Source organism: Nocardiopsis changdeensis (genome assembly GCF_018316655.1).
GTDB lineage: Bacteria > Actinomycetota > Actinomycetes > Streptosporangiales > Streptosporangiaceae > Nocardiopsis > Nocardiopsis changdeensis.
In genome coordinates this window covers 6,434,929-6,447,687 of sequence record NZ_CP074133.1, presented here as the reverse complement: position 1 = coordinate 6,447,687, position 12,759 = coordinate 6,434,929, and the positions used below count along the sequence as shown (strand labels likewise).

Below are 12,759 nucleotides of genomic sequence, written 5' to 3'. Positions count from 1 at the left end.
TCCTCCCCGGCGCGGCCGGGGACCGACCACGGGCATGCCGGCCCGATGTCCTCGGGGGCCCGCGTTCACCGGCCGCGAGCGAGCCGGTGATCCGCGCGGGACCCCAGGGGCATAGTCTGGACCGGTTATGCCCGTTCGTCATGTACAGGTGCGGCGCGCCCGCACCGGCGATGTCGCGCACATCCGCCGCCTCGTCGACACCTACACCGCTGATCGGCGCGTGCTCTCCAAGAGCACGGTCAACCTCTACGAGGACGTCCAGGAGTTCTGGGTCGCCGAGGCCGAGATCGCCCCCGACGACGCCGGGGGAGGGTCCCCGGCCGGGGAGGCGGAGTTCCGGGTGGTGGGCTGCGGTGCCCTGCACGTCCTCTGGGAGGACCTGGCCGAGGTGCGCACCGTCGCGGTGGACCCGTCCCTGCGCGGTTTCGGCATCGGCCACCGGATCGTCTCCGCCCTTTTGGACACCGCGCGCGCGTTGGGCGTGCGCCGTGTGTTCTGCCTGACGTTCGAGACCGCTTTCTTCGCGCGCCACGGCTTCGCCCCGATCCAGGGGACCCCGGTCTCCTCCCGGGTGTACGAGGAACTCCTGCGCTCCTATGACGAAGGTGTCGCCGAATTCCTCGATCTGGAGCGCGTCAAACCCAACACCCTCGGGAACACCCGGATGCTGGTCCACCTCGGCCCCGGAGTCGAGAACACCGGTGGCTAAAGGTTTTCGTACTCTCTTGGGACCGCGTTCCGGCAATGCCGGAGGCAAACGGACCACGGTCCCGAACCGGCTACCGACCCTCGAACCCGCGATTGGGCACACCGGGTGGTATGGAAGTGGAAGGGGGAAGGTAATGTGTACCTGCGCCCGGTCCGCCGCCGGAAGCGAGTTCGGCGGCGAGTTCGGCGGAGTCCGGTGACGAAGGGTCGTGATTTCTCCGCTTCCGGTGACCCGCCCGGCCCCTTCGACCCCCGGTGCGCCGGCGCACCGAAGCGCACTCCGCATTGACGCCCTCCGGTTTGCCGTACCGGGGCCCGGTACCGCCCCGGTCAAAGCAGGGGATACGGTGTCTATGATGTCCGGTATGCGATTGCCCGCCCCGCCGGGCGCCATCCCCCCAGGAGTGTCCCGACACTGAGTCGGGTATTTGCTGCAATAAGTAACAACCAGGAAGGGTGGACCGGTTCGATGGGTGACTTTTTGTCGTCGGTGCTTCCCCCCGGACTGCTCGACGTATTGTCGGCGCTCATCCCTCCGGTGGTCGTCGCCTTCGTGTTCTGCTACTTCATCCTGAAGGTGCTGCGCCGTGAGATGGCGCCGCGCAGGATGGACGGAAGCCTGGTCGGCAAGGGTGCGCCCGTGACCTCCGGAGCCGTCGGCGAGAACACCCGGGCGGCCGGGGAGACCGGCGCGGCGAACGGGACGGCGAATGTCCGGAGCGCGGAAGGCGAAGAATCCGGCGACCGTTGATACGGTCCTTGACCGATCACATCCCCCGACCGGCCGCCACGGGCCGGTTCCGACGGTGTTTCGTGATGAACACGCGTCCCGCCGCCCACTCCCCGGCCGATCCCTCCCATGGCCGGACGGCGGTGCCGCCGGGTGATTTCCGGCACGTCGCCAATTGTGTTCCCGCGGGCTGCGGGATAGCTTTATATTCAGGTGCGGAGACACCGCTCTTCTGAAAGGTTTGATTCCATGGCACAGAAGGTCCAGGTTTTCCTGGTCGACGACCTCGACGGTGGCGAGGCCGAGGAGACGGTCACGTTCGGTCTGGACGGCTCCGTGTACGAAATCGACCTCAGTGCGAGTAATGCCGCCAAGCTGCGTGAGGCCCTTACTCCGTTCGTCGAGGCGTCTCGCAAGGCTTCGCCGAAGGCGGGCCGCTCGACCGGTCGCCGTGCCGCCAGCCGGAATGCCCCCAGCCGTGAGCGCAGCGCGGAGATTCGCGCCTGGGCGAAGGCCGCGGGCAAGCCCGTCAATGAGCGCGGGCGTATCCCCGCCGCGATCGTCGCCGAATACGAGGCCATCAAGGGCTAGTCCGCCCGACCCCGGGTACGCCGAAATGTTGTCGGTTCTTGATCTGATTCCGACCGGCGCCGCCCGGAGGGGGCCGAGGTCCTCCGAACCCGCCCGACGCGGCCGCGGCCGCGGTGACACGTGGATCCCCGCTGCTGCGGGGATCCGGGCGAAGGGGACACCGGTCCACGGGGCGAACGCCCCGGCGCGGCACGCCCGCGCCGCTCGATCGGCGCCGACGCGTCACGGCCCGCCGCCCACGGGGGCGAGCCGGAGGACGGGACGGCGGTGGGTCCGGATCACCCGCAGGACCACTTCGGACCGATCCCGGTGCCTCTGCAGAGACCACCGGACCGGGATCGCCGATCGCTTTCCCGCAATTTCGCTTCCGGCTGAACAACACGGAGCCTGTTCGCTGAGAGCCGATTATTACGGCCAGTACAAGCAACGACCCGGTCACTCCCGGCATCACGGGAGTACCGGGTCGTTCGCCTTCGGCGTACAGGGAAATCTGACGCCGCAATCGGTAGTTGGATGTTGGGTGAACGCCCTATCGTCGGGGAAAGTCTCTGGCACGGACGGCTTCGGCCGGATCGTGGCGGAGATGTCCGTCCGCTCGGCAGCCGGTCGAACGGTTCGGACGGGTGCGACAGTGCTCCCCGGGGCGGTTATCCCTGTGGGGCCGATATGCGGAAGAGTCGGGTCGGTGGGAACCGACCCTGCCTGACCGCTCTGTAGAGGAGCGACGAGACATGTTCGAGAGGTTTACCGACCGCGCGAGGCGAGTGGTTGTTCTGGCCCAGGAAGAGGCCAGGATGCTCAACCACAACTACATCGGTACGGAGCACATCCTGCTCGGCCTCATCCACGAGGGTGAGGGCGTCGCCGCCAAGGCTCTGGAAAGTCTCGGTATCAGCCTCGAAGCGGTTCGGCAGCAGGTCGAGGAGATCATCGGCCAGGGCCAGCAGGCGCCGTCGGGGCACATCCCCTTCACGCCGCGGGCCAAGAAGGTCCTGGAGCTGTCCCTGCGGGAGGCGCTCCAGCTCGGCCACAACTACATCGGGACCGAGCACATCCTGCTCGGCCTCATCCGTGAGGGCGAGGGCGTCGCCGCCCAGGTCCTCGTCAAGCTCGGCGCCGACCTCAACCGGGTCCGCCAGCAGGTCATCCAGCTGCTCCACGGCTACCAGGGCAAGGAGCCGCAGGCGACCACGGGCTCCTCGGAGTCCACCCCCTCCACCTCCCTGGTGCTCGACCAGTTCGGCCGCAACCTGACCCAGGCCGCCCGGGAGAGCAAGCTCGACCCGGTCATCGGCCGGGACAAGGAGATCGAGCGGGTCATGCAGGTCCTGTCCCGCAGGACCAAGAACAACCCGGTCCTCATCGGTGAGCCCGGCGTCGGCAAGACGGCGGTCGTCGAGGGCCTGGCCCAGAAGATCGTCAAGGGGGAGATCCCCGAGACGCTCAAGGACAAGCAGCTCTACACGCTGGACCTGGGCGCGCTGGTCGCGGGCAGCCGCTACCGGGGCGACTTCGAGGAGCGCCTCAAGAAGGTGCTCAAGGAGATCCGCACCCGCGGCGACATCATCCTGTTCATCGACGAGCTGCACACGCTGGTCGGCGCGGGCGCGGCGGAGGGCGCCATAGACGCCGCCTCCATCCTCAAGCCCATGCTGGCCCGCGGCGAGCTGCAGACAATCGGCGCGACCACGCTGGACGAGTACCGCAAGTACCTGGAGAAGGACGCCGCGCTCGAGCGCCGCTTCCAGCCCATCCAGGTGGACGAGCCGACCATCACGCACGCCATCGAGATCCTCAAGGGCCTGCGCGACCGGTACGAGGCCCACCACCGGGTCTCCATCACCGACAGCGCCCTGGTGGCCGCGGCCAACCTCGCCGACCGCTACATCAGCGACCGGTTCCTGCCGGACAAGGCGATCGACCTCATCGACGAGGCCGGCTCGCGCATGCGCATCCGCCGCATGACCGCGCCGCCGGACCTGCGCGAGTTCGACGAGAAGATCGCCGGCGTCCGCCGGGACAAGGAGTCCGCGATCGACGCGCAGGACTTCGAGAAGGCCGCCTCGCTGCGCGACGACGAGAAGCAGCTGCTGGCCAAGAAGGCGCAGCGGGAGAAGGAGTGGAAGGCCGGCGACATGGACGTCGTGGCCGAGGTCGACGAGGAGCTCATCGCCGAGGTCCTGGCCGCCTCCACCGGCATCCCGGTCTTCAAGCTCACCGAGGAGGAGAGCTCCCGGCTGCTGCGCATGGAGGACGAGCTGCACCGCCGCGTCATCGGCCAGGAGGACGCCATCAAGGCGCTCTCCCAGGCGATCCGGCGCACGCGTGCGGGTCTGAAGGACCCCAAGCGCCCCGGCGGTTCGTTCATCTTCGCCGGCCCGTCCGGTGTCGGTAAGACCGAGCTGTCCAAGACCCTGGCCGAGTTCCTGTTCGGGGACGAGGACGCGCTGATCCAGCTGGACATGTCCGAGTTCATGGAGAAGCACACGGTCTCGCGGCTGTTCGGCTCCCCGCCCGGGTACGTCGGCTACGAGGAGGGCGGCCAGCTCACCGAGAAGGTGCGCCGCAAGCCGTTCTCCGTGGTCCTGTTCGACGAGATCGAGAAGGCCCACAACGACATCTTCAACTCGCTCCTCCAGGTGCTGGAGGAGGGCCGTCTCACCGACGCCCAGGGTCGCAACGTCGACTTCAAGAACACGGTCATCATCATGACGACCAACCTGGGCACCCGGGACATCTCCAAGGGCGTGGCCATGGGCTTCGCCAAGGAGGACGACGCCCAGACCAACTACGAGCGGATGAAGGCCAAGGTCGGCGAGGAGCTCAAGCAGAACTTCCGGCCGGAGTTCCTCAACCGTGTGGACGACATCATCGTCTTCCACCAGCTGACCGAGAGCGAGATCTTCCAGATCGTGGATCTGATGATCTCCAGCCTCGACAACCGCCTCAAGGAGCGGGACATGGGCATCGAGCTCCGTCCCGCGGCCAAGAAGCTGCTGTCGGAGCGGGGCTTCGACCCGGTCCTGGGCGCCCGGCCGCTGCGCCGGACGATCCAGCGGGAGATCGAGGACCAGCTCTCGGAGAAGATCCTGTTCGGCGACCTCAAGGCGGGCCAGATCGTCGTGATCGACGCCGAGGGGGAGGGCACCGACGCCAAGCTCACCTTCAAGGGTGTGCCCAAGCCGGCCGCCGTCCCGGACACCCCCGAGGTCGAGGAGTCGGCCGCGGGCAAGGCCGAGTAACGGACCCGGCACAACGCACTCCGTCAGCGGGGGCGCCCTCGGGCGCCCCCGCCGTCGTTCCCGGGCCCGGGGCCGGCGCGGGGGACCGGTTAGGGTGCGAGGGTGACTCAGCCGCATGATCCCCACCACGACCCCCGACAGCAGGGCCCGCAGCAGCCGTCCCCGCAGCAGCCGCACCAGGGACACGGCCCGCCGCAGGCGGGCCCGCCCCCCGGTTACGGTCCGCAGCCGGGCTACGGGCCGCCGCAACCATCGCAGCCGGGCTACGGCCCGCAGCCCGGCCACGCGGGCGGGCCTCCCGGCGGGTACCCGCCGCCGCCGAAGAAGTCCTCGGCCGGGCTCGTCATCGGCATCGTCGCCGGCGCCCTGGTCCTGGTGCTGCTCGTCGCGGGCGGCGGGCTGTGGTTCTACGTCTCGTCCCGGGGCGGGTCCGGCGGTGAGGTGACCACCTTCGAGAACCTGTCGGCCGACCACGTCGAGCCCGGAGAGACCGTCTCCTACGACATGTTCCCGCCGGCGGGCGGCCCCCACTACCCGACCTGGCAGAACTGCGGCGTGTACACCGAGCCGCTGCGCGTGGAGCTGGCCGTGCACTCGCTGGAGCACGGCGCGGTGTGGATCACCTACGACCCCTCCATGGCCCCGGACGACGTCGCGGTCCTGGAGTCGCTGTACACCTCCGGCGACTACCTGGTGATCAGCCCGATGGAGGGCCTGCCGTCCCCGGTGGTGGCCTCCGCCTGGGGCTCGCAGCTCACCCTGGACGACCCCGCCGACCCGGCGCTCACCGACTACCTGCGCGAGTACGTCCAGGGACCGGCCACCCCCGAGCCCGGTGCCCCGTGCAGCGGCGGGATCTCCGAGAGCGAGGCCGAGGTCGAGCTGCTCATCGAGGACGGGACCATCGCCACGATGGGCGCCTGAGGACTCAGGAGGGCAGCGCGTAGCGGCCGTCCTCCAGCGGGTCCACGAGGCCGTCGACGACCAGGGCGTCCAGGGCGCGCTCGCGCTGGACGCGGTCGTCCCAGACGGCGTCCAGCGCCTCCTTGGGCACCGGCACGGCCGAGTCGCGCAGCACCGCCAGGAGGCGGCCGCGGACCTGGCGGTCGGTGCCCGCGTAGGTCTGGCCGCGCCGGGGCGGTCCGCTGTGGGCGGGCCGCCCCGCCGCCGTCCAGGCGCACTGGTTCGCGATGGGGCAGTCGACGCACTTGGGCGAACGGGCGGTGCACACCAGTGCGCCGAGCTCCATCACGGCCACGCCCCAGCGGGCGGCCACGGACGGCTCGGGCGGCAGCAGCGACTCGGCGAGGGTCACCTCGCTCTTGGTCTGGGTTTTCGGCGGGTACTCGATGCCTGTTTCGGCCCGGGCCAGGACCCGGCGCACGTTGGTGTCCAGAATGGCGTGCCGCTGGCCGAAAGCGAAGCTCGCCACGGCCGCCGCCGTGTACGCGCCGATGCCCGGCAGCGCCAGCAGGGTGGCGTGGTCGTCGGGCACCACCCCGTCGTGCTCCTCGGTGATGACCGTCGCGCAGGCGTGCAGGCGCAGCGCCCGGCGCGGGTAGCCGAGCCGGTCCCACATGCGGACCGCCTCACCCGGTGAGTCTTTCGCCAGGTCGGAGGGGGTGGGCCAGCGCTCCATCCAGGCCCGCCAGGCGGGCAGCACCCGCACGACCGGGGTCTGCTGGAGCATGATCTCGCTGACCAGGATCGACCAGGGGGAGGCCCCCGGCTCCCGCCAGGGGAGATCGCGGGCGTTGGCCTCGTACCAGGCCAGAACGGCGGTGCTGTAAGGGTTATCGCTCATCTTTAAACCGGGGATCGGCGGGTTGAGTAGGTGGCGCGCCCGCAAAACCGCAATACTACGGGCCATGGCGTCAAGTACCGGACATCCCGTCAGTCCCGAGACCTACTGGAAGCGGCGCGCCCTCGTGCTGGCCGGGGTCATGTTGGTGCTCACCCTCATCGTCTTCGCGTGCCGCCCGGGCGGCGGGGACGAGGGGGAGACGACCCGGTCCGAAGCGGGTATGGGCGATGACGCCTCCCCCAGTGTCGCACCGGAGGACCCCTCCGCGTCACCGGAACCGTCGGAGGACCCCTCGGAGGCCGACGCCTCTCCGAGCGAGGACCCGTCCGCCTCCGACGACCCCTCCGACGCCGAGGAGTCCGAGGGCGAGGACGGCGGCGGCGAGGAGGGGGCCGGCGGCGCGGCGGCCGCGCCGGAGAAGCCGGAGGACCTGTGCCGTCCCCAGGACGTGGTGGTCAGCTTCGATTTCGCGGAGGCCGACAAGGAGGTCTACGGGGCCGGCCAGAACCCGGCCTTCCGGGTCACCGTGGTGAACACCGCCGAGCAGACCTGCACCGTCGACGTGGGGCGCGAGGCCCTGGAGCTGCGCATCCACTCCGGTGACGACCGCATCTTCTCCACCGCCGACTGCGTCGAGGGCGAGGCCCGCGAGGACCGCCAGCTGAGCCGGGGCGTGCCGCACGAGTTCACGATCACCTGGGAGCGGATGCGCTCCTTCACCGACTGCCGCGAGGGCACGTCCCAGGCCCGGCCCGGCTGGTACCGCGCCAACCTGCACGGGGACTACGCGGGCTCGACCGAGCAGGTGGTGTTCCAGCTGAAGGCCTGAGCCGGACCCGGCGAATGCGAACACGGACGGCACTCATGCGACTACGATGAGTGCCGTCCGTGTTCCTCCATCCGGGAGCCAGCCCACCGTGAAACGCCTCGCCGCCTGCGGCCTCGCCCTGTTCGCCGCCCTCGCCCTCACCCCCGGGGCGGCCTCGGCCGACCGCCACTCCGACCGGTACGTCCTCACCGTCACCGACGAGGGCACCGGCCAGCGCTCCGTCACCACCTTGCACTGCGACCCCGCCGGCGGCGCCCACCCCGAGGCGGAGGCGGCCTGCGCCGCCATCGCCGGGGCCGGGTCGATCGAGGCCGTCGCCCCCGCCGAGGGCTTCTGCACCATGGAGTACCGCCCGGTCACCGCCACCGCCCGCGGGCACGAGGAGTTCGAGCAGACCTTCGGCAACCCCTGCGTCCTGCGCACCGCCAAGGGCGCGGTCTTCGCCTTCTAGGCCGTGCTCTTGTGAACCTCCGCTGCGCGTCGGCCCGCCCGTCGGGCGGCGGAAGGTCCTCGACGGACGGCCTGCGGCCGCAGACCTTCCTGGAGGGCGTCCCCTTTGGGCCTCCGGAACCCCGCCGGGCGCCTCACGAATCCCGGCGGCGCAGGGGAGGCCTCAAGAAACAGGCTCCAGCCCCGGGTCAGCGCCGCCTGGCCACGCGCATCAGGGCCTCGCTGAGCTCCTCCACCTCGTGGACGCGGATGCCGGGGACCGGGTCGCCGAAGTGCTTGGGCACGATCGCCTCGGTGAAGCCCAGGCGCTGCGCCTCGGCCACCCGGCGGCGGGCGCCGGTGACCGTGCGCACGTCCCCGGCCAGGCCGACCTCGCCGACCACCACCAGGCCGCGCGGCAGGGCGACGTCGTTGTGCGAGCTGCCCGCGGCCATCGCCAGCGCGAGGTCGATCGCGGGCTCGGTCAGGCGCACGCCGCCCACCGTGGAGGCGTACACGTCGAGGCTGGCGAGCTTCATCCCGGTCCGCTTCTCCAGCACCGCCAGGATCATGTTCACCCGTGAGGTGTCCAGGCCCGAGGTGGCCCGGCGGGGCGCCGGCAGCGGGGTGGGCGCCACCAGGGCCTGGACCTCGGCGATGATCGGCCGCCGCCCCTCCAGGGCCACGGTGATGCAGGTGCCCGGGACCGGGTCGGTGCGCTCGGTGAGGAACAGGCCGCTGGGGTCGGCCAGCCCCACGATGCCGGTCTCGGTCAGCTCGAAGCAGCCGATCTCGTCGGTGGGGCCGTAGCGGTTCTTGACCGCGCGCAGCAGGCGCAGCTGGGAGTGGCGCTCGCCCTCGAAGTGGAGCACCACGTCCACCAGGTGCTCCAGCAGGCGCGGGCCGGCGATGGAGCCGTCCTTGGTCACGTGTCCGACCAGGACCGTGGCGATCCCGCGCTCCTTGGCGAGCTGGATGAGCGCGCCGGTCACCTGCCGCACCTGGGTCACGCCGCCCGGGACGCCGGTGGTGTCGGGGGACATCATGGTCTGCACCGAGTCGACGATGAGCAGGCCCGGCGCCACCGCGTCCACGTGCGAGGCCACGGTGGCGATGGAGGTCTCCGCCGCCAGGTACAGCTTGTCCGACAGCGCCCCCAGGCGCTCGGCGCGCAGGCGGACCTGCCCGGCCGACTCCTCGCCGGTCACGTACAGGACGGGCCCGGCCTGGGCGCGCTTGGCGGCCACCTCGAGCAGCAGGGTGGACTTGCCGACACCGGGCTCGCCGGCGAGCAGGACCACGCCGCCCGGGACGGCGCCGCCGCCCAGCACCCGGTCGAGCTCGTCGATGCCGGTGGGCACGGCCTCGGCGCTCTCCACGCTGATCTCGGTGATGGGACGCGCCCGGGAGGTCACCGCGGCGGGGGCGACCGCCATGGGCGCCGGGGCCCCGGCCTCCTCGACCGTGCCCCACGCCTGGCACTCCCCGCAGCGGCCCACCCATTTGAGGGTGGTCCAGCCGCACTCGGCGCACCGGAACATCGTCTTCGCTTTGGCCATGTCCGACACGCTAACGCCTGCCGGGGACGCTCCGTCCGCCCCGGACCTCCCCTGTGGACGGGCCGCGGCCGCGGCGCCCGTCCGGGCCGCCCGCGGGGGTCGCCGGACGCGGTGCGCCACAAGAAAGTTACCTACGGGTTAGGACACTTTCCGTGAAGGTCGTGTTACAGAATTCCTAGGGTCCGGAACCTCCGACAACCCCCCGCTCCCTGGAGAGGAGACCCGCGTGCCCCGCACCGACACGCCGTCCATGTCCCCCGAAGCCCCCTTCGCCCCCGAACCGCCCGTGAAGCCGCGACGCTCCCGCAAGGTCGCACTCGTCGCGGCCGCGGCCCTGGGCCTGTCCCTGGCGGCCGCCCCCGCGGCCGCCGAGGAGGCGGCCTTCCAGCACTACGTGGCCCTGGGCGACTCGTTCACCGCCGGCCCGCTGATCCCGCCGTACGCGCCCGGCTCCGACCCCCGCTGCCTGCGCTCCTCGGCCAACTACGCCCAGCTCACCGCCGACCGGCTGGGCGTGGCCGAGTTCACCGACGTCAGCTGCTCGGGGGCGGTCACCGCCGACTTCTCCGAGTCCCAGTTCACGGGGGTCGCCCCGCAGTACGACGCCCTCACCCCCGACACCGACCTGGTGACCGTGGGGATCGGCGGCAACGACTTCGGCTTCGTGGACGTGCTCACCACCTGCGCCAAGCGCAGCCTGGAGAACCCGCTGGGCAACCCCTGCGAGCGCCACTACGGCGACGAACTCGACCGGCGGGTGGACGACCTGCGCGACGAGATCTCCGGTGTGTACGAGGAGATCGCCGTCCGCAGCCCCGGCGCGACCGTGCTCGCGGTCGGGTACCTCCAGATCCTCCCCGAGAGCAACGGCTGCTGGCCGCGGGAGCCGATCGCCCGCGGCGACGTGGCCTACCTGGACGGGGTGCAGACCGCGCTCAACACGATGATCGCCGAGGAGGCCGCCGCCCACGGCGCGGTCTTCGTCGACGTCCTGGAGCGCGGCCACGACATCTGCTCCCCGGGCTCCGAGCGCTGGGTGGAGGGGATCATCCCGGAGAACTCCGCGGCCCCGGTGCACCCCAACGCCGAGGGCATGGCCGCCGTCGCCGACCGCGTCGCCGCCGCGCTGGGCGCCCCGGTCGCCTGACGGGCACCGCCCGGCGCGCTTCGCCACTGTGGGTGACGGGACCCCGCCGGAGGTGGTCGGGGGAGGCGCGCCGGGTGAGGGGCGGTTGGCCATGGCCTGACCCGGTTTCAGCGCCCTCCGTCAAGGATGCTTTACCTTTTTTGGAGACCGATTAGACTACGGAGAGTGATTTCTCGTGGTGTCTGTGTGACGAATGAAATGCGCGTCGTGACCGACCCATCCGCGTCGCAGGGGCGCGGACGCCACGGCGAACCGACATTCGGCATGTGGAGGACCAGTGCGAATACCGCGACACCACGAGCAAACGCAGGCCTGTCGTCCCGCGGACCCGGGGCGGCAGGCCTCGCACTCCCGGCGGCCCCGGACCGGGGCGCGTGCGCTCTCCGCGGCCCTCCTCGCCGCCGCGCTGGCGTTCGGCGCCGCACCCGGGCTCGCACAGGCGGCCCCCGCCGCCCCGGCGGGCGGGGGAGAGCGCGTCCACCAGCTCTCCTCCGCCACCGCGGAGAGGGCGATCGAGGCCGCCGAGTCCCAGAAGGGGACCCCCTACGCCTGGGGCGGGAGCAAGCCCGGCGGCTTCGACTGCTCCGGGCTCGTCCAGTGGTCGTTCAAGCAGGCCGGGGTGAACCTGCCCCGCATCGCCCAGGACCAGGTGGACCACGGCACCCGGGTGAGCTACTCCAACGCGAGGAGGGGCGACCTCCTGTACTGGACCGACAGCGGCGGCTACGCCTACCACGTCGCCATCTACCTCGGCAACGGCCGGATGATCGACGCGCCCCGAACGGGCGACGAGGTCCGCGAGCGGGACGTCACCCGCTACAACCTCGCCGGAGCCGTGCGGCTGTGACGCCGCCCCCGCAGGCCGCGCGCAGGGCGCCGACGGCCGCGGGCACACGCTCTCCCGGGGGGTGACCCCGGCGGCCCGCACCCCTGGACCCGGTGCACTCAGTACCTCCGCCACCAGAGATTGACCGCGTAGTCCACCGCGGTCCCCGGATGCGCCGCGATGATCTCCGCGGCCAGGGCCGGAGGGAACTCGATCCCCACCACCGCCTCGAAGGCGCGGCGGTCGGTGAAGTCCCATCGCATCGTCAGGGCCTCGCGCCCGAACCCGTGGGAGGACCAGAACCGTTCTACGGCGGCCGGGTCGTACGACGGCAGCGACCGCCGGAACCAGCCGCCGAACGTGGAGCGGGTCGCGTCGTTGTCGATCACGAACGCGACCCCGCCGCGTCGCATCACCCGGTCGAGCTCGGCCAGGCCGGGCTCGCAGCCGGGACCGAAGAAGTAGGCCCAGCGGGCGTGCGCGACCTCGACGACGGAGTCGGGGACGGGCAGCCGCTGGGCCACACCGTTCAGGACCTCGACGCCGTCCAGTCCCGCCACCCGCTTGCGGGCCCGCGCCGCCAGCGCGGGATGGGGCTCCACCCCGGTCACCCGGGCCGCGCTCCGCGCGAACCGGGGCAGGTGGAACCCGGTGCCGCACCCGATGTCCAGCACCCGGGCGCCCGCCATCGGGCGGATGCGCTCCATCGCCGCCTCGATGACCCCGTCCGGGTCCACGGCGAGGTTCTCCAGCTCGTAGACGTCGGGGTGGCGCCAGATGTTCGGGCTCGGGACGGCCTCTGCGGGGATCATGACCGAAGAGCCTACGCGCAGCGCCCCGCGGGGCGCGGACCGGCGGCACGCCACGTTCACACGGCGGCTACGCACGGGGCGG

12 protein-coding genes are annotated in these 12,759 nt (G+C 71.4%); 9 read left to right on the top strand and 3 right to left on the bottom strand.

Annotated elements, in window-relative coordinates; translation table 11 throughout:
* Nucleotides 1-127 precede the first annotated feature (127 nt).
* The 5 genes from KGD84_RS28925 to KGD84_RS28905 all read left to right on the top strand — a co-directional run bounded on the left by KGD84_RS28925 (nucleotide 128) and on the right by KGD84_RS28905 (nucleotide 6,195).
* Nucleotides 128-709 carry an amino-acid N-acetyltransferase gene (locus KGD84_RS28925; protein ID WP_220563493.1) on the top strand — a complete coding sequence of 194 codons (582 nt, stop codon included), beginning with the start codon at nucleotides 128-130 and terminating at the stop codon, nucleotides 707-709.
* A 468-nt stretch (nucleotides 710-1,177) separates the two neighbouring features.
* Nucleotides 1,178-1,459: a hypothetical protein gene (locus KGD84_RS28920; RefSeq protein ID WP_220563492.1), complete on the top strand. Its 282-nt coding sequence runs from the start codon at nucleotides 1,178-1,180 to the stop codon at nucleotides 1,457-1,459.
* Nucleotides 1,460-1,687: 228 nt separating this feature from the next.
* A complete protein-coding gene (locus KGD84_RS28915) occupies nucleotides 1,688-2,029 on the top strand; it encodes a histone-like nucleoid-structuring protein Lsr2 (RefSeq protein ID WP_220563491.1) in 342 nt (113 codons plus the stop codon).
* Between the two features lie 731 nt (nucleotides 2,030-2,760).
* Nucleotides 2,761-5,271, top strand: coding sequence for an ATP-dependent Clp protease ATP-binding subunit (locus KGD84_RS28910; RefSeq protein ID WP_220563490.1), 2,511 nt, complete (start codon nucleotides 2,761-2,763; stop codon nucleotides 5,269-5,271).
* Nucleotides 5,272-5,373: 102 nt separating this feature from the next.
* Entirely contained in the window at nucleotides 5,374-6,195 is an 822-nt protein-coding gene (locus KGD84_RS28905; protein WP_338151193.1) for a DUF3105 domain-containing protein, read from the top strand.
* A 4-nt stretch (nucleotides 6,196-6,199) separates the two neighbouring features.
* Here the strand turns inward: KGD84_RS28905 and KGD84_RS28900 are convergent, their stop codons facing one another.
* Entirely contained in the window at nucleotides 6,200-7,075 is an 876-nt protein-coding gene (locus KGD84_RS28900; RefSeq protein WP_220563489.1) for an HhH-GPD family protein, read from the bottom strand.
* Between the two features lie 64 nt (nucleotides 7,076-7,139).
* On the opposite strand from KGD84_RS28900, the gene KGD84_RS28895 reads away from it, so the two are divergent.
* Nucleotides 7,140-7,904 carry a hypothetical protein gene (locus KGD84_RS28895; protein ID WP_220563488.1) on the top strand — a complete coding sequence of 255 codons (765 nt, stop codon included), beginning with the start codon at nucleotides 7,140-7,142 and terminating at the stop codon, nucleotides 7,902-7,904.
* A gap of 88 nt (nucleotides 7,905-7,992) precedes the next feature.
* Nucleotides 7,993-8,355, top strand: coding sequence for an SSI family serine proteinase inhibitor (locus KGD84_RS28890; RefSeq protein ID WP_255646858.1), 363 nt, complete (start codon nucleotides 7,993-7,995; stop codon nucleotides 8,353-8,355).
* Between the two features lie 187 nt (nucleotides 8,356-8,542).
* Here the strand turns inward: KGD84_RS28890 and radA are convergent, their stop codons facing one another.
* Nucleotides 8,543-9,892 (bottom strand): DNA repair protein RadA, encoded by a 1,350-nt coding sequence (gene radA / locus KGD84_RS28885; RefSeq protein WP_220563486.1) that lies wholly within the window; start codon nucleotides 9,890-9,892, stop codon nucleotides 8,543-8,545.
* A gap of 250 nt (nucleotides 9,893-10,142) precedes the next feature.
* Here radA and KGD84_RS28880 point away from each other — a divergent pair, with 250 nt between their 5' ends.
* Together KGD84_RS28880 and KGD84_RS28875 are read left to right on the top strand one after the other, a co-directional pair.
* Complete coding sequence (locus tag KGD84_RS28880; protein ID WP_220565360.1) at nucleotides 10,143-11,039, top strand: SGNH/GDSL hydrolase family protein; 897 nt, start codon at nucleotides 10,143-10,145, stop codon at nucleotides 11,037-11,039.
* Nucleotides 11,040-11,316: 277 nt separating this feature from the next.
* Nucleotides 11,317-11,886 carry a C40 family peptidase gene (locus KGD84_RS28875; protein ID WP_220563485.1) on the top strand — a complete coding sequence of 190 codons (570 nt, stop codon included), beginning with the start codon at nucleotides 11,317-11,319 and terminating at the stop codon, nucleotides 11,884-11,886.
* A 98-nt stretch (nucleotides 11,887-11,984) separates the two neighbouring features.
* On the opposite strand, the gene KGD84_RS28870 is transcribed toward KGD84_RS28875, so the two are convergent.
* Nucleotides 11,985-12,602, bottom strand: a complete 618-nt coding sequence (locus KGD84_RS28870) for a class I SAM-dependent methyltransferase (protein ID WP_255647125.1) — start codon at nucleotides 12,600-12,602, stop codon at nucleotides 11,985-11,987.
* Nucleotides 12,603-12,759: the final 157 nt, after the last annotated feature.